We start from the raw sequence: 23453 nt of genomic DNA, 5'->3' as shown, positions 1-23453 counted from the left end.
TCACCTCTCAGACGCGGTCGATGTGCACATTGGTCGACTTCACCCGGGCGGTGGCCTGCATCCCGACCTCCAGGCCCAGTTCCTCGACGGCCTCGCGGGTCAGCAGCGAGACGAGCCGGTGCGGTCCGGCCTGGAGCTCCACCTGCGCCGCGACGTCGCCGAGCTTGACGGCGGTGACGATGCCCGGGAACGCGTTGCGCGCCGAGGTGTACGAGACGTCCTCCTCGCCGGCGCCGCCCTGGCCCTGGGCGACCTCGACGGAGAACGCGGCCAGATCCCGGCCGTCGACGAGACGCCGGCCGCTGTCGTCGCGATGGGTCGCGATCCGGCCGGCGTCGGCCCAGCGCCGCGCGGTGTCGGCGCTGACGCCGAGCAGACGCGCCGCCTGACCGATGGTGTAGGACTGCATATGCGCCACTCTAGAACGCTTCGGTTCGCAGGTACAGCATGCTCAGCCGTTCCTCCATGGCAGATGCGGCACGGCCGGACGATGCCACAGAGGTCTTAGGCCACCGAGCCGATGCGGCCCCCCGGGGTGTCCCGCCCGTCGTGGTGGATCGGGGTGTGCGCGCCGGTCAGGGAGACTCCGCTGCCGCCGCGGCGGTTGGCGACGATCTCCGCGCCGATGGCCAGGGCCGTCTCCTCCGGCGTACGGGCGCCGAGGTCCAGACCGATCGGCGAGCGCAGCCGGGCCAGTTCGAGTTCGGTGACGCCGACCTCGCGCAGCCGTCTGTTGCGGTCCTCGTGGGTGCGGCGGGAGCCCATCGCGCCCACGTAGGCGACAGGCAGCTTCAGCGCCAGTTCCAGCAGCGGCACGTCGAACTTGGCGTCGTGGGTCAGTACGCAGAGCACCGTACGGCCGTCGACCCCGGTCGACTCCAGATAGCGGTGCGGCCATTCGACGACGATCTCGTCCGCGTCCGGGAAGCGGCTCGCGGTCGCGAAGACGGGCCGCGCGTCGCAGACGGTGACGTGGTAGCCGAGGAACTTGCCGACACGTACCAGCGCGGCGGCGAAGTCGATCGCACCGAAGACGATCATGCGCGGTGCGGGAACGCTCGACTCGACGAGCAGTGTCAGCGGCCGGCCGCAGCGGGAGCCGTCCTCGCCGATGACGACGGTCCCGGTGCGTCCGGCGTCGAGCATGGCCGCGGCCTCGGAGGCCGCCGTTCGGTCCAGTTCCGGATGGCCGCCGAGGGTGCCCTCGTACGTGCCGCCCGGCCGTACCAGCAGGGCGCGGCCCGCGAGGTCGGCGGGCCCGTCGGTGATCCGCGCGACCGCCGCCGCCTCCCCACGGGCCGCGGTGGCCAGCGCGGCGGCGAACACCTCCCTGGCGGGGGCGTCGGCGTGCACGGGGGTGACGAGGATGTCGATGACGCCGCCGCAGGTCAGACCCACGGCGAAGGCGTCCTCGTCGCTGTAGCCGAAGCTCTCCAGGGCACTGGCGCGGTCCTCGAGTGCCTGCCGGCACAGCTCGTAGACGGCGCCCTCCACGCACCCTCCGGAGACCGAGCCGATCGCCGTGCCGTCGCTGTCGACGGCGAGGGCGGCGCCCGGCTGCCGCGGAGCGCTGCCGCCGACGGCCACGACGGTGGCGACGGCGAAGCTGCGGCCCTGCTCGACCCACCGGTTCAGCTCTTCGGCGATGTCCAGCATGTCGGTCTCCTTCGGGTGTCGTGCGGTGGCGGGCTACTTGACTCCGAGCCAGCCCTCGATCGGGTGCAGCGCGAAGTACGCGAGGAAGACGACGGACAGGACCCACATCAGCCAGCCGACCTCGCGCACCTTGCCCTGGCCTGCCTTGATCAGCACGTGGGAGATGACTCCGGCCGCGATGCCGGCGGTGATGGAGTACGTGAACGGCATCAGCACCGTGGTCAGGAACACCGGGACGGCGGTCGCCGAGTCGTTCCAGTCGATGTGCTTGGCGTTGGTCATCATCATCGAACCGATGACGACGAGCGCGGCGGCCGCGACCTGGGTCGGGATGACCTGGGCGAGCGGGGTGAAGAACAGGCACAGCGTGAACGCGAGGCCGGTGACGACCGAGGCGAGACCGGTACGCGCGCCGTCGCCGACGCCGGCGGTCGACTCGACGAACACGGTCTGGCCGGAGGCGCCGGCCACACCGCCCATCACACCGCCCGCGCCGTCGATGGCGAGGGCGCGATTGAGGCCGGGCATCTTGCCCTTGTCGTCGGCCAGGTTCGCCTGCTGTCCGATGCCGATGATGGTGCCCATGGCGTCGAAGAAGCCGGCCAGCACCAGGGTGAAGACGATGACTCCGACGGTGATGCCGCCGACGCTGCCGATCCCGTCGAAGGAGACGGCGCCGAAGAGTCCGAAGTCCGGGCTGGAGACGATGGAGCCGGTGATCTCGGGCGCGTTCAGGCCGCCCCAGGCCGCCTTGTCGAGGCCGGCGAACTGGTGGACGAGCGCGGCGAAGGCCGTGCCGCCCACGATGCCGATCAGGATCGCGCCAGGGACCTTGCGGACCTGGAGCAGGAAGATCAGGAGCACGGTGACGGCGAAGCAGAGCACCGGCCAGCCGGTCAGCATGTCGCTGGTGCCGAGCTGGATGGGCTTGGCGCCGGCGATGCCGCCCTCGCCCGGCATGGAGGTCACGAATCCGGCCTGGACCAGACCGATGAGACAGACGAACAGGCCGATCCCCATGGTGATGGCGTGCTTCAGCGCCAGCGGGATCGCGTTCATGATCAGTTCACGGAGACCGGTGACGACGAGCAGGACGATCACGGCGCCGTAGATGACGCACATGCCCATCGCGTTTTCCCAGGTCATCTCGGGCGCGACCTGGAATGCCATGACGGCGGAGACGCTCAGTCCCGCGGCCAGGGCGAGCGGCACATTACCGATGAGGCCCATCACGATGGTGGTCGCGGCGGCGGCGAACGCCGTCGCGGTGGTCAGCTGATCACCGTCGAGCCTGTTCCCGGCCGCGTCGGGCACCGACAGGATCACCGGGTTGAGCAGGATGATGTACGCCATCGCCATGAAGGTGGTGATGCCGCCCCGCACCTCCCGCCCGACGGTCGAGCCTCTCTTGGTTATGTGGAAATACCGGTCGAGCCAGGACCGGCCGGCGGGCTGGCGCGTACCCGCGCCGGCGTACTCCGCCGTGGTCCTCGGCTCAGTGGACTGCTGGGTCATGGTGCCTACTTCCCAAGGTTCACAGGGACACCCGCCGGGGGATGTGGTGACGGCGGGATTTGGGATGCTGCTTGGCTGCACGACCCGGGGGACGGCCCGAGACTTGCGCTGAGTGGTGCTGGTGCTGGTGTTGCTGGGTTGTGCCCGGTGGTACTGGGTACTGCCGGGTGGTGCTCTCTCCGGGCGGTGCGGGCAGGCGGGGAACCGTGAGATTCCTTTGGAGGCATGGCGCACACCGCTCGGAGAAGTGGGGGGAAGGGTCAGGTGCCGGTGAGGTGCTCGGGGCGCACCGGCGTCCTGTCGAGCTCCAGACCCGTCGCGTTCCGGATCGCCGCGAGGACGGCCGGGGTGGACGACAGGGTCGGGGCCTCGCCGACGCCGCGCAGCCCGTAGGGCGCGTGGTCGTCGGCGAGTTCGAGCACGTCGACCGGGATGGCCGGCGTGTCGAGGATGGTGGGGATCAGGTAGTCCGTGAAGGACGGGTTCCTGACCTTCGCGGTCTTCGGGTCGACGATGATCTCCTCCATGACCGCCACGCCCAGGCCCTGGGTGGTGCCACCCTGGATCTGGCCGATGACGGACAGCGGGTTGAGGGCCTTGCCGACGTCCTGGGCGCAGGCAAGCTCGATGACCTTCACGAGACCCAGCTCGGTGTCCACCTCGACGACCGCGCGGTGCGCGGCGAACGAGTACTGGACGTGGCCGTTGCCCTGTCCCGTACGGAGGTCGAACGCCTCCGTCGGGCGGTGGCGCCACTCGGCCTCGATCTCGACGGCCTCGCCCTCCAGCACGTCCACCAGGTCGGCCAGGATCTCGCCGCCGTCGGTGACGACCTTGCCGCCCTCGAGCAGCAGCTCGGCGGTGGCCCACGCCGGGTGGTACGTACCGAACTTCCGGCGGCCGATCTCCAGGACCTTCTCGCGGACCAGCTCGCAGGAGTTCTTCACCGCGCCGCCGGTGACGTACGTCTGCCGGGAGGCGGACGTGGAGCCGGCGGAGCCGACGCGGGTGTCGGCCGGGCTGATGGTGACCTGGGTGACGCCCAGCTCGGTGCGGGCGATCTGCGCGTGGACGGTGACACCGCCCTGGCCGACCTCCGCCATCGCGGTGTGCACGGTGGCGACGGGCTCTCCCGCGACGACCTCCATGCGCACCTTGGCGGTGGAGTAGTCGTCGAAGCCCTCGGAGAAGCCGACGTTCTTGATGCCGACCGCGTAGCCCACACCGCGTACGACGCCTTCGCCGTGCGTGGTGTTGGACAGGCCGCCGGGCAGGGCGCGGACGTCGGCCCCCTCGGTGGACTCCCACTGACGCTCGGGCGGCAGCGGGCGGGCCTTGACCTGGCGCAGCAGCTCGGCCACCGGGGCCGGCGAGTCGACCGGCTGGCCGGTCGGCAGCAGCGTGCCGTGCTCCATCGCGTTCAGCTGCCGGAGCTCGACGGGGTCCATGTCGAGGGCCTTGGCCAGCTTGTCCATCTGCGCCTCGTAGGCGAAGCACGCCTGGACCGCGCCGAAGCCGCGCATGGCGCCGCAGGGCGGGTTGTTGGTGTAGAGGGCGATGGCCTCGATGTCGACGTCGTCGATGACGTACGGGCCGACGGAGAGGGAGGAGGCGTTGCCGACGACGGCCGGGGACGCGGAGGCGTAGGCGCCGCCGTCCAGCACGATCCGGCACTTCATGTGCGTGATCCTGCCGTCGCGGGTGGCGCCGTGCTCGTACCAGAGCTTCGCCGGGTGGCGGTGGACGTGGCCGAAGAAGGACTCGAACCGGTTGTAGACGATCTTGACGGGCTTGCCGGTGCGCAGCGCCAGCAGGCAGGCGTGGATCTGCATCGACAGGTCCTCGCGGCCGCCGAACGCGCCGCCGACACCGGAGAGCGTCATCCTCACCTTGTCCTCGGGCAGGCCGAGAACGGGCGCGATCTGGCGCAGGTCCGAGTGCAGCCACTGGGTGGCGACGTACAGATCGACACCGCCGTCCTCGGCGGGCACGGCGAGGCCGGACTCCGGGCCGAGGAACGCCTGGTCCTGCATGCCGAAGGTGTACTCGCCGGAGACGATGACGTCGGCGCGCTTCGCGGCCTCGTCGGCGTCGCCGCGCACGATCGGCTGGCGGTGCACGATGTTCGGGTGCGGCACATGGCCGGCGTGGTGGTCGTCGCGGCCGGGGTGCAGCAGCGGCGCGTCCGGCGCGGTCGCGGAGGCCTCGTCGGTGACGACGGGCAGCTCCTTGTACTCGACCTTGATCTTGGCGGCGGCGCGGCGCGCGGTCTCCGGGTGGTCGGCGGCGACAATGGCCACGGGCTCGCCGTGGTGGCGTACGACGCCGTTGGCGAGGACCGGGGTGTCCTGGATCTCCAGGCCGTAGTTCTTCATCTCGGTCGGCAGGTCGTCGTAGGTGAGGACCGCGTGGACGCCGGCCTGGGCGAGCGCCTGTGAGGTGTCGATGGAGACGATCTCGGCGTGCGCGACCGTGGAGCGCAGGATCTGGCCCCAGAGCATGTCCTCGTGCCACATGTCCGAGGAGTAGGCGAACTCGCCGGTGACCTTGAGAGTGCCGTCCGGACGGAGCGTGGACTCGCCGATGCCGCCCCGGGTCTTCTGGGTGAGGTTCGCGGGTGTGCCGGTGGTCGCCATGGTCAGACCGCCTCTTCCTTGCGTTCCTGACGGGCGGCCGCGAGGCGGACGGCGTCGAGGATCTTCTCGTAACCCGTGCAGCGGCAGAGGTTGCCGGACAGGGCCTCGCGGATGTCCTCGTCCGAGGGCGACGGATTGTGCTCCAGCATCTCGTCGGCGGCGACCAGCAGGCCGGGGGTGCAGAAACCGCACTGCACGGCGCCCGCGTCGATGAAGGCCTGCTGGATCGGGGAGAGCTCGGTGCCCTCGCCGGTCTGCGAGTCGGTGCCCCGGGCGCTCCAGCTCTGCGCGTCCTGGAGGCTGGTGCCGCAGGCGCCACTGCTCACGCAGGACTCACGCTGCTTGGCGAAGTCCGCCAGTCCCTCGACGGTGACGACCTCGCGGCCCTCGACCTGGCCGGCGGCGACCAGACAGGAACAGACGGGGACGCCGTCGAGCCTGACCGTGCAGGAACCGCACTCGCCCTGCTCACAGGCGTTCTTCGAGCCGGGCAGACCGAGGCGCTCCCGCAGGACGTACAGCAGGCTCTCGCCCTCCCAGACGTCGTCCGCTTCCTGGCGGCGTCCGTTGACGGTGAAATCGACGCGCATGGTCATGCAGCTCCTTCAAGCGTGCGGGCGGTGCCGCGGTACTGCTCCCACGTCCAGCCGAGCGTGCGGCGGGCCATGATGCCGACCGCGTGGCGGCGGTACTTCGCCGTGCCGCGCACGTCGTCGATCGGGTTGCAGGCGCCCGAGGCGAGCTGCGCGAACTGCTTGGCGACCGACGGGGTGATGATCTTCCCGCTCTCCCAGAATCCGCCTTCCTCCAGCGCGGCGTTCAGGAAGTCCTCCGCGGCCTTCGCCCGCACCGGGGTGGGCGCGGCGGACCCGATACCGGTGCGCACGGTGCGGGTCTTGGGGTGCAGGGCGAGACCGAAGGCGCATACCGCGATGACCATGGCATTGCGGGTACCCACCTTGGAGTACTGCTGCGGCCCGTCGGCCTTCTTGATGTGCACCGCCCGGATGAGCTCGTCGGCGGCGAGCGCGTTGCGCTTGACGCCCGTGTAGAACGCGTCGATGGGGATCATGCGCGAGCCGCGCACCGACTCCACCTCGACCTCGGCGCCCGCGGCGAGCAGCGCCGGGTGGGCGTCGCCGGCCGGGGACGCGGTGCCGAGGTTGCCGCCGACACCGCCGCGGTTGCGGATCTGCGGGGAGGCGACGGTGTGCGAGGCGAGCGCGAGACCGGGCAGTTCCGCGCGCAGGTTCTGCATGATCGCGGTGTAGGAGACGGAGGCACCCAGCCGGACGCTCTCGCCGGCCACCTCCCACTCGGTGAGCTCACCGATGCGGTTCAGGTCCAGGAGGTACTCCGGCCGACGGTGGTCGAAGTTGATCTCGACCATGACGTCGGTGCCACCCGCTATGGGGACAGCGGTGGGGTACTCGGCCTTGGCGGCGAGCGCCTCTTCCCAGCTGGCGGGGCGAAGGAAGTCCATGGGTGGCTCTCTTCTTCTCAATCGGGGCCGTTCGTCGCCACGGGCCCTGGACGACCGGCCCTCGACTTGTTCATGCGCTGTTCATGCGATGTGGTCCAGTACACAAGCCGCGATCCGGCCGGTGCAGTCACCGAAACACCGAAGGAGTTGGCTGGTCGCCTCCCTCGTCTTGTAGATTCGAACGAAAGGCGGAGATCAGCAACCTCACCGTTTCCCCCTGGAAACCATGGCCACGGGTCTTCGGCCAGTACCGGCAACAACGAGACAGATCGGCGGCGACGACATGCGGCTGCGCGCACTGCTGGACAACGACGCGCTGGGGCTGCGGCTGCTCGGCGGCGAGGACGAGCTCGACCGCGGGGTACGGGGCGTGATGACCACGGACCTCCGCGACCCCAGTCGGTACCTCTCCGGCGGCGAACTGGTGCTCACCGGGCTCGCCTGGCGGCGCACCGCGGAGGACTCCGAACCGTTCGTCCGCATCCTCTCGGGCGCCCAGGTCGCCGGGCTCGCGGCCGGCGAGGCGGAGCTCGGAAACGTCCCCGACGATCTGGTCCAGGCCTGTTTGCGCCACCGGCTCCCACTGTTTGCTGTGAACGAGTCCGTTGCGTTCGCGACGATCACCGAGTACGTCGTACGGCAGGTCTCCGGGGAACGGGCGGGTGACCTCGCGGCCGTCGTCGACAGACACAGGCGGCTGATGACGTCCGGCCCCACGGGCGGCGGACCGGACGCCGTCCTGGACCTGCTCGGCTCCGACCTCGACCTCCGCGCCTGGGTGCTGTCCCCCACCGGGCGGCAGATCGCGGGCGCCGGCGAGGGACTGCCGGCCGAGGTCGGCGCGGCGCTCGCCGGTGAACACCTGGCCGCCGTGCGCCACGGCCGGCGGGCCCCGCACCGGGCCGTCGCACGAGGCGTGACGTACTCACTCTTCCCGATCCGTAACACCGGACGGGGGCCCGCCGCGCCCGCCGTACGGGATGTGCGGGAGGGCGTGCTGTCCGACTGGCTGCTTGCCGTGGAGGCGGACGCCGCGGACTGGCCGGCCCCGCGGCTGGACCTGCTGCAGGGCGTCACCCAGCTGATCGCCGTCGAACGGGACCGTCGCGAGGCGGCCCGTACGGTACGGCGGCGGCTCGCCCAGGAGGTCCTGGAACTCGTCCAGACCGGCGCGGCCCCCGCGGAGATCGCGGCGCGGCTGCGGGTCGCCGCGCCGGTGCTGCTGCCGGGGCTGGGCAGCGCGCCGCACTGGCAGGTCGTCGTCGCCCGGGTCGAATGGGGCGACGACCCGGCCGTCGAGACCGGGCAGGTCACCCAGTCCCTGCTCGAGGAGATCCTCGTCGACCCGTCGGCGGCCGGGCCGGACTCCACGGACCGGATCGCCGTCGCCCACAGCGGCGGCGAGGCGATCGCACTGGTGCCGCTGCCGGCGGTGAGCCTCGGCGGCCTGGACGACGACCCGCCTCCGTCGGACGCCGGTCTGCACGCCGACGCGCTCCTGGAGTCCGTACGCGCCCCGCTGGCCGCGGGCCTCGCCGACGACGGCCGCCTCACACTCGGCGTCAGCGCGGCCGTGCACTCCGCGGAAGGCCTGCGCGGCGCGCTGGAGGAGGCCCGGCACGCCCGCCGGGTCGCCGCCGCCCGCCCGGGCCGCGTCTGCGCCGCCGGTCACCACGAACTGGCGTCGCACGTGCTGCTGCTGCCGTTCGTCCCGGACGACGTGCGCCGCGCCTTCACCGCGCGACTGCTGGACCCGCTGCGCGACTACGACCGCCGCCACCGGGCGGAACTCATCCCCACGCTGGAGGCGTTCCTCGACAGCGACGGGTCCTGGACGAGGTGCGCGAGCCGGCTGCATCTGCACGTGAACACGCTGCGGTACCGGGTGGGCCGCATCGAACAGCTGACGGGCCGGGACCTGTCGCGCCTGGAGGACAAGCTGGACTTCTTCCTGGCGCTGCGCATGAGCTGACGGCGGTGCGTTTCCCCACCCCGCCCCTTCCCGAAACCGGGGCGAGCCCCGGCCCCCGGTCCGCCCTTCGGGCGGTGGTCGGGGCTGCGCCCCGGCCCCGGCACCGCGCTCCGCGCGGCATTCCGGGGGCTCCGCCCCCGCACCCCCGCGCCTCAAACGCCGGCGAGGGTGGATCCCGCTCCCGCCGGCGGGCTGGTGCGCCGCGCAGCGGCATATCCAGCCCGGCCGGGGGAGCTTGAGGCCACCGCGCGAAGCGCAGTACCGGGGCCCGGGGCTCGCCCTGGTACGGGGCCTGGGGCGGAGCCCCGTCCGAGCCGGGGGAACCCCGTCCGATGGCCGGGTCAGAACCCTGCCCGGGGCACGGGGCAGAACCCCGTCCAGGCCCCGAGGGCGGAGCCCGTCCGGGGCCAGGGGCTTGCCCCGATACGGGGTCCGGGGGCGGAGCCCCCTTCGGGGGCCTTGGGCGCAAATCCCTCCACCGGGGCCGGGGCAGAACCCCGTTCGATGGCCGGGGGCAGAACCCCGTTCGGGGCCGAGGCAGAGCCCCGTTCGGGGGCCGAGGCAGAGCCCCGTCCAAGGCTGGGGCAGAGCCCTATAGAGGCCAGGGCGGAGCCCCCCACGGGGGCCCGGGGGCAGCCCTCTACCGGCGCTCGGGGCGTAGGCCCCACGGGGCCGAGGGCAGAGCCCCGCCCGGGGCCCCGGGCCTGCCCCGGTACGGGCGCGGGGCAGAGCCCCGTTCGGGGGTCCGGGGGCGGAGCCCCCGGTTTTGGGAAGGGGCGGGGAGGGGACAGCTCCGTGCAGCGGATCCGCCCCGCCCACTCAGCGCGTCAGGACGCGGGCGAACGCGCCCCCTTGCTCCGTCAGTTGATCCCACGTGCCCGTCTGCACCACCCGCCCCGACTCCAGCACCGCGATCCGGTCCGCGCGGCGGATCGTCGACGGGCGGTGGGCGATCAGCAGGGTCGTACGGGACGGGGAGCCGTCCCTGAGCGCCGCGGAGACCGCGGCGTCGCCCTCGGTGTCGAGGTTCGCCGTCGTCTCGTCCAGGACGAGGACCCGCGGGCGGGTCAGCAGCGCGCGGGCCAGGGCGATGCGGGCGCGCTGGCCGCCCGAGAGGGTGGTGCCGCGCTCGCCGACCAGGGTGTCGTAGCCGTCGGCGATGCGGTCGACGCCCGTGCGGCGGGCGACGGCGGCCAGTTCGTCGTCCGTCGCTGTCGCCGTCGGCGAGGCGAGGCGGAGGTTGTCGGCCAGGGTGCCGTGGAACAGCGGCGCGTCCTGGCCGACGACGGCCACCGCGGCCCGCAGGTCGGCCTCGGCCAAGTCGCGCAGGTCGACCGGCGGGCCGGTTTCCGGGACGAGTTCGACCGTGCCCGACGCCGGGTCCCAGAACCGGGCCACCAGGTGCGCGCACGTCGATTTGCCCGCGCCGGAGACGCCGACGAGGGCGAGCGTCTCGCCGGGCCGGACCGTCAGGTCCACCCCGTCGAGCACGGCGCGGCCGCCGTAGTCGAAGCGGACGTCCCGCAGCCGCAGACCGAGCGGTCCCGTGGGCAGGCCCCGGGGCGCGGCGGGCTCGGGGGCACCCGCCGGGGCCCGTACGGCCGCGCCCACCCGCGCCGCCGCCGCCCGCAGCCCGCCCGCCTGGCCGAGTGCGGCGGCCGAGTCTGCGACGGGCGCGAGCACGCCGAGGGCGAGCGCCATCGCGGCGGGAGCCCACGCGCCGGCGAACGTGTGCGCCGCGGCGAGGACGACTCCGAGGACGGCCACGACGACGAGGAGGTCACGCACGGCCGAGGCGTCGGCCTCCCATGCCTGCTCGGCACGCTGGGCGTCGCCGAGCCGCCTGCCGTGGGCACGGAGCCGTTCGCGCCGGGCGTCGAGCGCGCCGAACGTCAGCAGTTCCCGCAGTCCGTCGACCGTCTCGACGGTCTCCGCCGACAGGTCGGCGGCCGCCGCACGGGTGCGGGCTCCGCGGGCCGCCCGGCCGCGTGACTCCAGCACCGGGGCGAGCGTGAGCAGGGCCGCGACGGGCAGCACGGCGAGCAGCAGCCAGGGGTCAAGCAGCCCGAGGGCGACCGTTCCGCCCCCGAACACCACGCCGGAGGCGGCGAGCTGCGCCACGGCGTGGGCGTAGAAGAACTCCAGCGCCTCCACGTCCCCGAGCGCCGCCGACGCCAGGTCCCCGCTGCGCCGTCCCGCGATGCGCGCGGGCGCGCTGCGGGCGAGGCCGTCGAAGACGCGGATGCGCAGTTCCGCGAGGACCCGGTAGGCGAGGTCGTGCGAGAGGTCCATCTCCCGCCAGGTCGCGAGGGCACGGACCGCGACGAGCGCGAGGAGGGCGGCGACCGTGCCGGCGCCCGGGGCCCGCCGCTCGACGACGGCCGTGCCGACGGTGTGGGCGGTGAGGGTGACCAGTGCGACGAGCGACGCCTGGCCGGCGAGCGCGGCGCAGAAGGTGCGCAGGGTCATGGCGCGGTGCGCCGCGAGCACGGGCAGCAGGGCGCGCAGGGCGCCTCGTTCGGGGTTCATGCGGCCCTTTCCGTGTCGGTGTGTCCGGCCGCGACGAGGCGCGCGTACACGCCGTCGCCCGCGAGCAGGCCGGCGTGGCCGCCGACGGCGTCCACCCGTCCGCCGTCGAGGACGACGATGGTGTCGGCCTCGCGTACGGAGTCGAGCCGGTGCGCGACGACCAGGCATGTACGGCCCCGGGCGGCCCGCAGCAGCTCTTCGACGATGCGGGCCTCGCGATGCTCGTCGACCGCGCTGGTCGCCTCGTCGAGCACGAGGACCGGCGCGTCGGCGAGCAACGCCCGCGCCAGGGCCAGCCGTTGGCGCTGTCCGCCGGAGAGCGTCGCACCGCGCTCGCCGACCAGGGTGTCGTAGCCGTCGGGCAGCCCGACGATCTCGTCGTGGATGCCGGCGGTGCGGGCCGCGTCGTGCAGCGCCGTGTCACTCGCGCCGGGGGCGCCCAGGCGCAGGTTCTCGGCGACGGTCGCGTGGAAGAGGTACGTCTCCTGCGAGACGACCGCGATCCCCCGCCGCAGGGACGGGAGCGTGTACGCGGTGGTGTCGACGCCGTTGACGAGTACCCGGCCCTCGTCCGGGTCCGCGCGCCGCAGCAGCAGGCCGAGCAGTGTGGACTTGCCGGCCCCGGACGGGCCGACGACCGCCGTCACCCGGCCGGGGCGTGCGGTGAAGCTCACGCCGCCCAGGGCGGGACCGCGACCGCCGGGATGCGTGAAGTGCACGTCCTCGAAGCGGACTTCGGGAGCCGCGTGCCAGGCGGCGACGGTCCGCCCGGTGTCGGGGACGCCCCCCTCCGCGGTGCGCAGCTCGGCGATCCCGTCCGCGGCCGACACCCCGAGGTATCCCGAGTGCCACTCCCTGGACAGGTCCCGTACCGGCCGGAAGCATTCGGAGGCGAGCATCAGGACCAGGTAGGTGGCCGTGGGCGTCGCGTGCCCCGACGCGGCGGACGCGCAGGCGACGAGTGCGGCGGCGACCGTGCCGCCCTGCACGGCGAGGTCGGTGATCCCGGTGTCGACGAGCGAGACGCGGAGTTTGGCGACCGTCGCCCGGTGCAGCGCCCGCGACCGCTCCTCCAGGCGCGCCCTGGTACGGCCCACCGCACCGGCGGCGCGCAGGGCGGGCATGCCCTGCAGCGCCTCGAGGTAGTCCGCGGACAGGGCCTCGTAGGCGCCCCAGTGCTGCTGTCCCCGGCGTTCCAGCAGCTTGTCCCACCAGCGCGGCGCGAACAGCGCGACGACGAGGGCGGGTCCGAGGGCGAGGACGGTCCACGGTTCGACGGCCGCCACCGCGATCAGCAGCAGTGGCGGCACGGCGCAGGTGATCAGCAGCTGCGGCAGATAGCGGGAGATGTACGCGTCGACCCCCTCGACACCGTCGACGAGGGTGGCGCGTACGGCGCCGGCGCGGGCCTCCGCGTGCTGCGGGGGGCCCGTGCGGCCGAGGCGTTCGAGCAGCCGGTCGCGCAGACCGGTCCGCACGGCGGCTCCGGCGCTCACCGCGACACGCCGCTGGAGGCGGCCGAGGACGGCGCGTACGAGCACGGCCGTGAGGACCGCGCCGAGCAGCAGCGGCAACGGCGCTCCGCCGGTGTCGCCGCGGGCGATCCGGGCCAGGACGAGGGCGAGCAGCACGGCCTGGGCGAGGTGGGTCGCCGCGACGGCCGCGAGGAGCGCGGTGGCCGTGAGCAGGGGGCGGCGCGCGGTGCGCGCGGCGCGCAGCAGCTCCGGGTGGAGCATCATGACGGTTCGTCTCCTTGTGTCGTACGGCCCAGGGCCAGGCCGTGCACGACCCAGTCGCGCCCGGCCGGTCCGCCGAGCGCGGCCCCGAGGTCGGCGCCCTGCCAGGAGCCGACGGGCCGGGAGTGGATGCCGAGGGCGGTCGCCGCAGCCTGGGCGTGGGCGACGCCGTGTCCGGCGGCGAGGTGGCAGTGCCGCACCTGGGCCGCCGTGGCGCCGGAGGGGCAGCCGTGGGCGAGGAGCACGGCTCCGGCTCCGGCGATCCAGCCCTGTCCGGCGGCCCAGTGGGCGAGGGTCGGCAGCACGTCGCCCGACGCGAGGCGGCGCAGCGGTGGCACGGTCCCGGCGGCCGGCGCGGTCCCGAACGGATCGGCCGGACTCGACCCGAGGCGGCGCAGCGGTGGCAGGGAGCCGTCGGCCGGGGCGGTGCGGTGCGCCGGCGCGGCGGCGGAACCGGGCACGGTGGACTCGGCAGGCGGCGCGGGTGTGGGGGCCGTCAGGAGGCCGGGGCGGGGGCCGCTCACCGCGAGGGTCCAGCCGAGGCCGTCCGGGGAGGCGGCCCGCGCCGCCGCCAGGACACGCGCCAGCGCCTCGTGGGGCGGCAGGTCGTGGAACCCGGGGGGCGCGCTGCGCCGCGACAGCAGCACGGAGTCCGGCAGGAGGGGGCCCGTGGCAGCGCGCCAGGTGCCGGACTTCCCGCCGGCGGCGGCGAGTTCGGCGAGGACCGCCACGGCCGTGCGCAGGACCTCGGGCCCCTCCGGGGCCGGGATCCGCCCTCCGGTCGCACGGGCCGCCCAGCGGACGAGGCCGTCCGGCGCCGCGTCGGCCGTCAGCCGGACGGCGGCCAGGGCCACCGGTGCGCCGCTCGCGCCCGACAGCAGCCCGCCGTCGGCGTCCAGGCACACCGCGTGCGCCCCGGCCAGGGCGAGCGCGGCCGCCGCGTGGCCCACGTCCAGGAGCACCAGGGGCCAGGCACGGTGGCCGTAGTGCGACACGGTGCGGCGGGCGGTGACGCCCAGGACGGCGACGGCACCCGGCGGCGCCGGGCACGGGGCGGGGCCGCACCGGTGCAGGCGGTGGCGCGCCGGGTCGTAGACGTGGACGCCCGGCGGCAGCCCGCAGCCCGCCCCGACGAGCAGGTACGTGTCGACGGGGTGGAGTGCGCCGGCCGACGGGACGGGCCGCAGCCTGCGGCCCGCGAGGGACAGCCGCAGCATCCGGTCGAGCCGGGCCGGGACGGGCAGCGCCTCCCCCGGCAGGGGCACGCTCGCCGGACCGGCCGGGAAGTCCGGGCCGGGGGCCTGCGCGGAACGGGCCAGGGTCAGCGCTCGGGTGACGGACGACTCCATCGGTGCCTCACATGTGCGGGGGCGGTGCGAGCGTGAAGTCGCTCGCGGACTGCGGGACTTCGGTGCGCCAGCCGCGTGCCCGCGCCGCGTGCCCGAAGCGCGGGCAGCCGAGGTAGGCGAACGCGGCCGGCGCGTTGGGGACGAGCCCGGAGACGAGCACACGCGCCACCCGCAGCGGCGTCTCCGCGACGTCCTCCGTGGTCAGATCGAGGGTGATGACCCGGTGCCCGCCCGCCGCCAGGCGTTCGTCGAGCACGGCCCTGCTGCCCGCCGCCACCTCGTCGACCGGGACCACGCCGAGCGCCGGACGGGTGAAGCGGCCGGCCAGCGGCGCCATCCGCGGGTCGAGCCATACCTGGACGTGCGCGCCCAGGTCGCGTACGGCACGGAAGTCGGTGCCGCAGTCGTCGAGGTAGCGGCGGTCGGCCCGGTGGTCGAGGTAGAGGCCGCGTGCCAGCATCCCGGCGTCGATCGCGCGGAAGACCCAGCCGTCGGCGTCGGTGGCGCCCTGGGTGAAGACCCAGGTGTGCACCGCCTCCAGGACGGCCTTGCGGGCGGCCTCCGCCGGGTCGTAACGGCAGGCGAAACCGGCGGCGTGGATGCCGCGTGCCGGGTCGTGCACGAGGGCCGCCATGCACGGCGCGAACTCGGAGGGCATCTCCACGATGGAGACCTCGAGGTCACAGCCGTCGAGGTCGCGGGTGAGACCGGGGACGGAGGCGGGGTCTATGCCGCGGGCGGGGCCGTCGAGATGCCACCACAGTTCGAGCGCGTCGCGTTCGACGACTTCCAGCAGCCCTCGCTCCACGGCGTCGTCGAAGCCCTGGCCGGTGGCGATCCCGGCGTAGTTGAGATGGTGCGTACGGGGCAGGGACCGCAGGTCGCCCTGACGCCAGTTGAGGTGGGTGAGCGCGACGGGCGCCCAGCACTCCTCGCCGTTCTCCTGCCCGCGGGCCCACAGCGCCGGAGTGTCCGCGGTGAGACGGCGGTACTCGAACCCGGGACGTGCGTACTGCCAGTCGGCGTAGGCGGGCAGCTCGCCCGGCCCGTACACGGTGCCGCCCTCCGCCACGAGTTCGGCGGCGGTTGCCCTGCGCGGTGCGCCGGGGTGTCCCGGCGGGGGCAGCCGGTTGCCGCAGTAGCGTTCGACGGCCTCGGCGACGGCGGCGATCCGCGCGCCCTCCGGATCGCCGAAGGTCGTGCCGAGGGACACCCGGTCGGCCGGCCACGCCCCGAAGCGGCGTGCGTCACCGACGTCCGCGGTCATGGCGGTGTAGCGGGGCGGCGCACCCGCCGGGTGCGGCACGGGCTCGACGCCGCGTATCAGCCCGCAGACGGGGTCCACCAGGCTGTCGAGGGTGAGGGTAGTGGTCAACTGCGGGTCTCCTGTACGGGATCGACGGGCCGGCTGCCGCGTACGACGGGCAGCAGAAGGCCGCTGCCGGCCGTGCGTACGGTCCGCCGGGAGGCGATGAGGCGGGTGGCGCGGACCGGGTCCTCACCGGTGTGCGGATTGCGGGCGTGGGCCGGGAAGTGGTGCCCGGCCACCTCCACCCGCAGCCGGGTCCCGGCGGGCAGCCGGCGCGCGACCGGGCCGAGCGGCACGCGGAACGCGGCCGGTGCGCCGGGCGGGCCGGACCTGCGGACGACGCCGGTGGCGAGCGGCGCCGCGCGGCCGGCCGGATCGAGGGCGACGACGCGTACCGCCCAGTCGGCGGTGGGGGTGTCCGCGGTGGCGCACAGCCGGGCCTCCGCCGTCCCGAGCAGGTCGAGGGGCCGGGGCAGGGGCGGCGTGACGAGCAGGGCGCGGTCGGGCGCCTCACCGGTCGGCACGTTCAAGTCGTCGGACCGTACGGGGCTTTGGGGATCGGCGACGAACGTGCCGCCCCGCAGGAGCCGCAGGCCGCTCGGTACGCCGAACGGCCAGGTGGTCCGCTCTCCCGTGTCCGGCGCGGCCGGGTACCAGTGCTCGCTGTCGCCGAGCGCGACCGCACCGCGGCGTTCGCGGCCAAGAGCGCCGGTGAGGGCGGCCCGTGCCCAGGTCACGTACAGCTCGCCGAGCCGGATCCGGTGTCCCGGGCGGGCCTCGGGGGCCGGTTCGGAGGTCAGGCCGTGCCCCCACGGGCCGAGCAGCAGCCGGGCGGGGCCCGCCCACTCCGCCCAGAGCCGCAGGGTGTCGTCGGCGAACGGGTCGCGAGTGCCGCCGACCGCGAGGAGCGGGAGGGGCGCACGGGGCCTTGGACGGGGCCGGCGGGACGCGTCCCAGAGCGCCGGCCAGGACGGCAGGGCGCGGCCGAGGCGCTCGGGGAAGGTGGTCAGGGGGAGATGTTCGAGGAGCCGGGGGTCGCGGGCGAGGGCCTTGTCGAGGGCGGTGGCGTCGGAGTCGGGCCGGTCGCCGTGCGCGGCCCACCAGCCCGCGCGGGCCGCGAGCCGTTCGACGCCGCCGGCCTCGCGGGCCGTTTCGGCGAGGCCGAGGGCGGGCACCGCGGCGATCACCGCGTCGGGCCGGTCCGCCGACTCGACGGCCGCCGTGGCCGCGAGTGCGCAGTGCGCGGCGTACGACGCCCCGGCGGCGACGACGCGCCCGTCGGACCAGCGGTGGCCGCGGACCCAGCGGAGCGTCGCGGCGCTGTCGGCCTCCTCGTGCCGGTAGGGGTGCCAGTCACCGGTGGACCCGTGCCGGCCGCGTACGTCCTGGACGACCGCGGCGAAGCCGCGGGCCGCCCAGGCGCGGGCCTCGTCGCGGTGGCCGACCTGTCCGTACGGGGTACGGATCACGACGGCCGGGAACGGGCCGTCACCGTCCGGCAGTTGCACGGCGGTTGCCAGCCGGGCGCCCGGTACGGGGACGGTCGCGGCCCTCATCGGTCGAGCGGTGCGACGGCCGGCACCGGCAGCACGGGGTGCTCGGTGACCGTGAGGTCGCGCACGTCGACACGGCGCAGTCTGCGGCCCCCGGGCCGTCCCGCCGCCCAGGCGATGAGATCGGCGGTGATCAGGGAGGCCGTCAGGGCGGCCGAGGCGGCGTTGTGGGCGGGGCCCGTGTCGTCGGTGCGTGAACCCGCCCAGTAGGCGGCGAGTTCGCGGTGGGCCGGGGTCGCGGCGAGCCGCCGGAGCCGTACGTCCGCGGAGGTGACGTCGCCTGTCGCGGCAGCGAACGGCTCGGTCCAGACCGTGGCGCCCTCGCGGTGGCAGCGCAGCCAGCAGGTGCCCCGGGCAGGCAGTCGGTCGGCCTCGTCCCACAGGCCGTTCGGGACGGGCGAGTCCAGGCACCAGACCACGGCCGTCGACGGACCGGTGCCCCCTAGGTCGTCGGGCCCGGCATGGCGCACCTCGCCGCCCTCGGCACGGACGAAGCGGGCGAGCGGCTCGGTGAGGACCGGGTCGCCGAGGAGGACGACGGTGCGTCCGTTGAGGGGCGCGCGGATGTCGTCCGTCCGGGCCAGGAAACCCGCGTCGGCGAAGGCGGCGGTCAGGCGGGCGAGTTCCGTGTCGTCGCCGCAGCCACGGGTCAGCTGGGCCACGAGCGCGTCCTGGTCCGCCGCGCCGGTGTCGACGCGGAGGAACGCGCCGTCCGGGGTCCGGACGGCGAGGCCGTGGCCGGGGACGGTGACAAGGGCGACGCCGGGGGCGAGTCGCACGGTGGCCACGGGTTCTCCTGAGGGGTTCGGGGTCTGCGCTGCGGGCCGGACCCGTCCGGAACGGCGTTCCGGACGGGCCCGGCGGGGGCTTACTTGTCGCTGTCGGTCTCGACGGCGGCGGCGTTGTCGTCGAAGGGGTTCTCGACGAGCGCGTTGGAGTGGGTGGCGGACAGGTGGGCGAGCTGGCCCTGCTCGGCGATCGGACTGAACACCTTGTACTGCTCCATGAGTTGGCTCTCCATTCGTCGGGTGTTGCGGACTGTGCCGCCGGACCGGCCGGCGGCACACCGAACACTAATGAATATGATTTTCATTTCGCAAGAGGTTCGGTGACCGGCAGAGGGTGATCCGGGTAACACACCGGCCACCCGCCCTCCGGATCGAGCCCCACCCGCCCTGCCACACCAAGGACTTCGGCGAGCAGAACAGGCGTGACCACCTCGGCGGGCGGCCCGTCGGCGGCCACCCTGCCCGCGCGCAGCGCCACGATCCGGTCGGCGAACCGGGCCGCGTGCCCGAGGTCGTGCAGCACCATGACCACGGTCAGGCCGCGCTCCTCACGGAGCCGGACCACCGTCTGCATGACCTCGAGCTGGTGGCGCAGGTCGAGATAGGTCGTCGGCTCGTCGAGCAGCAGTACGCGGGTGTCCTGCGCGAGGGCCATGGCGAGCCGCACGCGCTGCCGCTCGCCGCCGGAGAGGGAGTCGACAGGACGGTCGGCCCACGGGGCGACGCCCACGTCGGCCATGGCCCGCGAACAGACGGCGTCGTCACCGTCCCGCAGCATGCCGAGCGGGCCGCGCGCCGCGTAGCGCCCCTGGCGCACCAGCTGCCGCACCGTCATGCCGGGGACGGCCGGGGCCGACTGGTGCAGCAGGGCGACGCGGCGGGCCGTGGACCTGCGGGAGAGCCGGGCGAGATCGTCCCCGCCGAGGCTCACCCGGCCCGCGGCGGGCCTCAGCAGCCCGGCGCAGAGCCGCAACAGGGTGCTCTTGCCGCAGCCGTTGAGCCCGACGAGCGCGACGCACTCGCCCGCGCCGACGTCGAGATCGACCCCCGCGAGCACCTCCCGCCCGCCGTACCCGAACCGAACTCCTTCCGCCCGCAACGTCCCGGCCCGCGCGGCGTTCTCGGCGGCGGCGCCGGCGGCGCTCGGGGTGGTGGCTGTAGTCATGCGCGTCCTCTCGACGGGGCGGCCCAGGGGCCGCCGATTGCGTACGTGTCGGGCCCGGCGTCGCGGGCCGGTGACCGCCTGCGGCGGGCCTGTCCCCCACCCCGCCCCTTCCCGTAACCGGAGGCTCCGCCCCCGGCCCCCCGCGCCTCAAACGCCGGCAGGGCTGGTACTTGCCGGTCCCGTCGGGGCTCCGCCCCGAACCCCGCGTCTCAAACGCCGGCGAGGCTGGAACATGCCGGTCCCGCCCGCCGGGGCTGGTGTGCCGCTGCGCGGCATACCAAGCCCGGCCGGCGTTTGAGGCCACCGCGCGAAGCGCGGTACCGGGGGCCCGGGCGGATCCCCAGTGGGGCCCGGGGCAAAGCCCGGGGGCGGATCCCCAGTGGGGCCCGGGGCAAAGCCCGGGGGCGGATCCCCAGTGGGGCCCGGGGCGGAGCCCCGGTGCGGCTCCCCGGTGGGGCCTGGGGGCGGAGCCCCGGTGCGGCTCCCCGGTGGGGCCTGGGGGCGGAGCCCGGGTGCGGAACCCGGGGGCGGATCCCCGGTGGGTCCCGGGGGCAGAGCCCCGGTGCGGAGCCCCGGTTTCGGGAAGGGGCGGGGAGGGGGGACAGGCCCCGCGCAGCGGACCCCGCCCGCACCCGCCCACCCCACCGTCACTCCCCCGCCCCCGCCCCCGCGCGCCGCGCCACCCCGAGCAGCAGCGCCGCTCCGACGCACGTCGTCAGCGCGCCCGTCGGGACGGACAGCCGGTCCATGTCCAGCGCACCGGCCAGCGCCCGCGAAAGCCACTGCGCGCCCGCGTCGGCGCCCGTCACGACCGCCGCGCCGAGGAGCGCCGCGCCGGGCAGGGCGCGGCGGAGGTCCGCGCCGAAGACGGCGAACGCGAGGTGGGGGACGAGCAGTCCGACGAAGCCCAGCGCGCCGACCGCCGAGACCGCCCCGGCCGTCAGGGCGACGGCGCAGACGAGCGCGGCGACGCGGGCGCGGCCGGTGCCGAGACCGGCCGCGGCGGCCTGTTCGTCACCGCAGCGCAGCAGCGTGAGCGGCGCGGCCAGCGCGTACGCCGCCACGGCCCACACCGCCGCCCAGGGCCACAGCAGCACCCAGTGCTGCCACACCCGCCCCTCCGTGGAGCCGACCAGCCACTGCACCACGCTGCCGAGTTCGCCGGGCGCGACGAGCAGCACCATCGCCGTGAGCCCGGACAGGACCGCCGACACGAGCACCCCGTGCACGGCCGTCTGCGCGGGATCGTGTTTCTCGCGGCCGGTCAGCAGCCACAGCAGCCCCGCCCCCGCGAACCCGCCGACGCACGCCGCGACGACCACGGCCGTCGGCGACCGCCATCCCGCGATCCCGAGACCGGTGGCGGCCACGGCGCCGAGCACCGCGCCCGGGGTGACGCCGGTGACCTCGGGTCCGGCGAGCGGGTTGCGCAGGGCGGACTGCAGGACCATGCCCGCGAGTCCGAGGCTCGCGCCGGCGACGAGTGCGACCAGTGCCCTGGGCAGCCGGAGCTGGAGCACGATGTGGCGCGCGGCCGGGTCACCGGCGCCGCCGAGGACCTGCCACACGTCGGCCGTGCCCAGTGCCCGCCCGGCCACCAGGTCGGCGCAGCCGACGGCGACGACGAGCAGCGCGGTCAGGGGAAGCGCCCACCGCCGTACGGGGAGGGTCATGACGGCTCTCATGCCGCTGCCGCCCTTCTTCTCATGAGGGCGACCCCCGCCGGTACGCCGAGCAGCGCCGTCCAGGCGCCCACCGGTGTCTCGACGGGCGCCAGCGCGAGCCGGGCGGGGAGGTCCGCGCAGGCCACGACCAGGGCACCCCACACCGCCGACCACGGCAGCCATCGCACCGCGTCGGCCCGCGGGCTCAGCCGCCGGGCGAGGTGGGGTGCGAGGAAGCCGACCCAGGCGACCGGCCCGCACACCGCGACGACCGGCGCGATGAGGACGACGGAGATCGCGAGCGCGGCGAGCCGCGCGCGGCGCACCCGGACGCCGAGGGCCTGAGCGTCGTCGTCGCCGAGCCGCAGCACGGACAGCACCGGCGCGCACAGCACCAGCGCGGGAAGGGCGGCCGCGAGCCACGGCCAGAGCCCGGAGAGGTCCTGCCAGGTGCGGGCGGACAGACTGCCCAGCAGATAGCGGTAGATGAGCTGAAGGTCGAGCTGGTCGGCGAGCACCATGAGGACGAGGAGGGCCGCCTGCAGTGCGGCGGCGACCGCGGCGCCGGTGAGCAGCACGGCGGTCGGGCTGCGCCCGAACCCGGCGGCGAGCAGGGTCAGCAGGCCGCCGGCGGCGGCTCCGCCGAGGGCGAGCAGCGGCTGCACGGCGAGCGGTACGGACACGGCGAGGACGAGTGGCGCCGCGACGCCGAGCGCGGCGCCGGAGGAGACGCCGAGCATCTCGGGGACGGCGAGCGGATTGCGCAGCGCCTCCTGGAGCACCAGTCCGGCAGCGCCCAGGCAGGCGCCCGCGACCAGCGCCAGGACGAGCCGGGGCAGCCGCAGTTCGGTGACGACGAGGCCGGCGAGTCCGTCGCCGCCGACGGCGGCGGGAAGTCCGAGCGGCGGTACGTACGGTGTGCCGAAGCACAGGGCGCACAGCGCCACCGCGCCCAGCAGCCCGCCTGCGGCGGCGAGTCGGCGGTTCACCCCCGTTTGCCGGCGGGTCACTTGAGCTTGGCCGTGGCCTCGTCGAGAACGAGGGACAGGGACCGGGTGCCGCGTCCCTTGGCCCACACCTCGGAGTCGACCTCGTACACCTTGCCGTTCTTCACGGCGGGGATCTGCGACCAGAGGGGGTTCTCGGCGAGCTTGTCGGACAGTTTGCCGTCCGAGGGTCCGCCGAAGGACAGGGTCTCCACGAAGAGCACGTCGACGTCGCGCGCCAGGATCTCCTCCATGCTGTACGTGCCTTCGACGCCGCGGCTCTTCCAGGGGTAGCGGGAGAGCTTCGGCAGGAGGCCGGCGGCGACGTCGTTGCCGGGGGTGGCGACGCCGAAGTTCTCGTCGCTGCCGAAGATGATCAGGGAGGTGAGGTCGCTCGGTCGGGTCTCGGCGTCCGCGAGCTTCTGCCGGAAGCCCCGTTCCGCCTTCTCGCCCTGCTGTGTACGGCCGGTGAGCGCGGCGAGGTCGCGCAGATAACCTACGCTGTCCTGCCACTTCTCGGGCTGCACCGGCCAGAAGACGGTGGCGCCCTTCAGTGCGGGAGCGAGCTTGCCGTGGGTGTCCTCGAGGCCGATGACGAGGTCCGGCTCGTGCGAGAGGATCGCCTCCGCCTCGGGGCTGAGGAACCCGCCGGGTACGACGGGGATCTTCGCGGCCTTCTCCTTGCCGAGGAAGCCGGGGTGGGCGAGCAGTCCCGAGTTGGTGGCGACGGGTGTCATGCCGAGTTCGGCGAGCATGTCGTCGCAGAGGGCGACCAGGCAGACGACCCTCCGGGGCGGTGCGGCAGTCTCCACGGTGACGCCCGCGGCGTCGGTGATCTTCCGTGCGGCGGTGATGGGTTCGACCCGTACGTCGACCTTCGGTCCGGCGGCGGCCGGTTTGTCCTCCGGGTCGTCCGCGGGTGTGCCGCATCCGGCCAGCAGGGTTCCCATGACGGCGGCGGCCGCCCAGCGGCGGACGGTCCTCAGCGCTCTGCGCGACATCGCATCTCTTTCGGTTCGGCTGGTTCGGCTGGTTCGGCTGGTTCGGCTGGTTCGGCTGGTTCGGCTGGTTCCGGCCGGGGCCCTGCCCAGGACTCCGACCTGATTGTTCTA

18 protein-coding genes are annotated in these 23453 nt (G+C 74.6%); 1 reads left to right on the top strand and 17 read right to left on the bottom strand.

The genetic code is table 11. From position 1 onward, the window contains the following. Positions 1 to 7: 7 nt before the first annotated feature. The 6 genes from OGH68_RS29900 to OGH68_RS29875 all read right to left on the bottom strand — a co-directional run bounded on the left by OGH68_RS29900 (position 8) and on the right by OGH68_RS29875 (position 7290). Entirely contained in the window at positions 8 to 409 is a 402-nt protein-coding gene (locus tag OGH68_RS29900) for a TOBE domain-containing protein (protein ID WP_264248298.1), read from the bottom strand. A gap of 95 nt (positions 410 to 504) precedes the next feature. Further along, positions 505 to 1656: an XdhC family protein gene (locus OGH68_RS29895; protein WP_264248296.1), complete on the bottom strand. Its 1152-nt coding sequence runs from the start codon at positions 1654 to 1656 to the stop codon at positions 505 to 507. A gap of 33 nt (positions 1657 to 1689) precedes the next feature. Beyond that, on the bottom strand, positions 1690 to 3171 hold the full coding sequence (locus OGH68_RS29890; RefSeq protein WP_264248294.1) for an NCS2 family permease: 1482 nt from the start codon (positions 3169 to 3171) through the stop codon (positions 1690 to 1692). Positions 3172 to 3431: 260 nt separating this feature from the next. After that, complete coding sequence (locus tag OGH68_RS29885; protein WP_264248292.1) at positions 3432 to 5807, bottom strand: xanthine dehydrogenase family protein molybdopterin-binding subunit; 2376 nt, start codon at positions 5805 to 5807, stop codon at positions 3432 to 3434. 2 nt (positions 5808 to 5809) lie between these two features. Continuing rightward, positions 5810 to 6397, bottom strand: coding sequence for a (2Fe-2S)-binding protein (locus OGH68_RS29880; RefSeq protein ID WP_264250352.1), 588 nt, complete (start codon positions 6395 to 6397; stop codon positions 5810 to 5812). 2 nt (positions 6398 to 6399) lie between these two features. Continuing rightward, a complete protein-coding gene (locus tag OGH68_RS29875; RefSeq protein ID WP_264248290.1) occupies positions 6400 to 7290 on the bottom strand; it encodes an FAD binding domain-containing protein in 891 nt (296 codons plus the stop codon). Positions 7291 to 7573: 283 nt separating this feature from the next. Here OGH68_RS29875 and OGH68_RS29870 point away from each other — a divergent pair, with 283 nt between their 5' ends. Next, complete coding sequence (locus OGH68_RS29870) at positions 7574 to 9262, top strand: PucR family transcriptional regulator (RefSeq protein WP_264250351.1); 1689 nt, start codon at positions 7574 to 7576, stop codon at positions 9260 to 9262. 819 nt (positions 9263 to 10081) lie between these two features. Here the strand turns inward: OGH68_RS29870 and OGH68_RS29865 are convergent. From OGH68_RS29865 to OGH68_RS29815, 11 genes are all read right to left on the bottom strand, one after another. Beyond that, complete coding sequence (locus OGH68_RS29865) at positions 10082 to 11791, bottom strand: ABC transporter ATP-binding protein (protein ID WP_264248288.1); 1710 nt, start codon at positions 11789 to 11791, stop codon at positions 10082 to 10084. After that, positions 11788 to 13530, bottom strand: coding sequence for an ABC transporter ATP-binding protein/permease (locus OGH68_RS29860; RefSeq protein WP_264248286.1), 1743 nt, complete (start codon positions 13528 to 13530; stop codon positions 11788 to 11790). Before OGH68_RS29860 ends, OGH68_RS29865 begins: the two co-directional genes overlap by 4 nt. Next, entirely contained in the window at positions 13527 to 14876 is a 1350-nt protein-coding gene (locus tag OGH68_RS29855) for a hypothetical protein (RefSeq protein ID WP_264248284.1), read from the bottom strand. The genes OGH68_RS29860 and OGH68_RS29855 overlap by 4 nt, the downstream gene beginning before the upstream one ends. Positions 14877 to 14883: 7 nt before the next feature. Further along, a complete protein-coding gene (locus OGH68_RS29850) occupies positions 14884 to 16251 on the bottom strand; it encodes a YcaO-like family protein (RefSeq protein ID WP_264248282.1) in 1368 nt (455 codons plus the stop codon). After that, on the bottom strand, positions 16248 to 17741 hold the full coding sequence (locus OGH68_RS29845; protein ID WP_264248280.1) for a CocE/NonD family hydrolase: 1494 nt from the start codon (positions 17739 to 17741) through the stop codon (positions 16248 to 16250). Before OGH68_RS29845 ends, OGH68_RS29850 begins: the two co-directional genes overlap by 4 nt. Next, positions 17738 to 18526: a hypothetical protein gene (locus tag OGH68_RS29840; RefSeq protein ID WP_264248278.1), complete on the bottom strand. Its 789-nt coding sequence runs from the start codon at positions 18524 to 18526 to the stop codon at positions 17738 to 17740. The genes OGH68_RS29845 and OGH68_RS29840 overlap by 4 nt, the downstream gene beginning before the upstream one ends. An 80-nt stretch (positions 18527 to 18606) precedes the next feature. Continuing rightward, positions 18607 to 18744, bottom strand: a complete 138-nt coding sequence (gene amiA / locus OGH68_RS29835; RefSeq protein ID WP_264250350.1) for a streptamidine family RiPP — start codon at positions 18742 to 18744, stop codon at positions 18607 to 18609. A gap of 83 nt (positions 18745 to 18827) precedes the next feature. Continuing rightward, positions 18828 to 19691, bottom strand: coding sequence for an ABC transporter ATP-binding protein (locus OGH68_RS29830; RefSeq protein ID WP_413471048.1), 864 nt, complete (start codon positions 19689 to 19691; stop codon positions 18828 to 18830). Positions 19692 to 20338: 647 nt separating this feature from the next. Then, positions 20339 to 21364, bottom strand: a complete 1026-nt coding sequence (locus tag OGH68_RS29825) for a FecCD family ABC transporter permease (protein ID WP_264248276.1) — start codon at positions 21362 to 21364, stop codon at positions 20339 to 20341. Between the two features lie 8 nt (positions 21365 to 21372). Beyond that, positions 21373 to 22344 (bottom strand): FecCD family ABC transporter permease, encoded by a 972-nt coding sequence (locus tag OGH68_RS29820; protein WP_264248274.1) that lies wholly within the window; start codon positions 22342 to 22344, stop codon positions 21373 to 21375. Positions 22345 to 22361: 17 nt separating this feature from the next. Further along, positions 22362 to 23342, bottom strand: a complete 981-nt coding sequence (locus OGH68_RS29815) for an ABC transporter substrate-binding protein (protein ID WP_264248271.1) — start codon at positions 23340 to 23342, stop codon at positions 22362 to 22364. Positions 23343 to 23453 lie beyond the last annotated feature (111 nt).

This window comes from Streptomyces peucetius (genome assembly GCF_025854275.1).
Lineage (GTDB): Bacteria > Actinomycetota > Actinomycetes > Streptomycetales > Streptomycetaceae > Streptomyces > Streptomyces peucetius_A.
The sequence above is the reverse complement of the archived record's forward strand: the minus strand, read 5'-3'. Positions and strand labels throughout refer to the sequence as shown.

Excerpts from the sequence above, each read along its gene's own strand:
- OGH68_RS29900 (WP_264248298.1), bottom strand. The coding sequence starts at position 409 with ATGCAGTCCTACACCATCGGTCAGGCGGCGCGTCTGCTCGGCGTCAGC.
- OGH68_RS29895 (WP_264248296.1), bottom strand. The coding sequence starts at position 1,656 with ATGCTGGACATCGCCGAAGAGCTGAACCGGTGGGTCGAGCAGGGCCGC.
- OGH68_RS29890 (WP_264248294.1), bottom strand. The coding sequence starts at position 3,171 with ATGACCCAGCAGTCCACTGAGCCGAGGACCACGGCGGAGTACGCCGGC.
- OGH68_RS29885 (WP_264248292.1), bottom strand. The coding sequence starts at position 5,807 with ATGGCGACCACCGGCACACCCGCGAACCTCACCCAGAAGACCCGGGGC.
- OGH68_RS29880 (WP_264250352.1), bottom strand. The coding sequence starts at position 6,397 with ATGCGCGTCGATTTCACCGTCAACGGACGCCGCCAGGAAGCGGACGAC.
- OGH68_RS29875 (WP_264248290.1), bottom strand. The coding sequence starts at position 7,290 with ATGGACTTCCTTCGCCCCGCCAGCTGGGAAGAGGCGCTCGCCGCCAAG.
- OGH68_RS29870 (WP_264250351.1), top strand. The coding sequence starts at position 7,574 with ATGCGGCTGCGCGCACTGCTGGACAACGACGCGCTGGGGCTGCGGCTG.
- OGH68_RS29865 (WP_264248288.1), bottom strand. The coding sequence starts at position 11,791 with ATGAACCCCGAACGAGGCGCCCTGCGCGCCCTGCTGCCCGTGCTCGCG.
- OGH68_RS29860 (WP_264248286.1), bottom strand. The coding sequence starts at position 13,530 with ATGATGCTCCACCCGGAGCTGCTGCGCGCCGCGCGCACCGCGCGCCGC.
- OGH68_RS29855 (WP_264248284.1), bottom strand. The coding sequence starts at position 14,876 with ATGGAGTCGTCCGTCACCCGAGCGCTGACCCTGGCCCGTTCCGCGCAG.
- OGH68_RS29845 (WP_264248280.1), bottom strand. The coding sequence starts at position 17,741 with ATGAGGGCCGCGACCGTCCCCGTACCGGGCGCCCGGCTGGCAACCGCC.
- amiA (WP_264250350.1), bottom strand. The coding sequence starts at position 18,744 with ATGGAGCAGTACAAGGTGTTCAGTCCGATCGCCGAGCAGGGCCAGCTC.
- OGH68_RS29830 (WP_413471048.1), bottom strand. The coding sequence starts at position 19,691 with ATGACTACAGCCACCACCCCGAGCGCCGCCGGCGCCGCCGCCGAGAAC.
- OGH68_RS29825 (WP_264248276.1), bottom strand. The coding sequence starts at position 21,364 with ATGACCCTCCCCGTACGGCGGTGGGCGCTTCCCCTGACCGCGCTGCTC.
- OGH68_RS29815 (WP_264248271.1), bottom strand. The coding sequence starts at position 23,342 with ATGTCGCGCAGAGCGCTGAGGACCGTCCGCCGCTGGGCGGCCGCCGCC.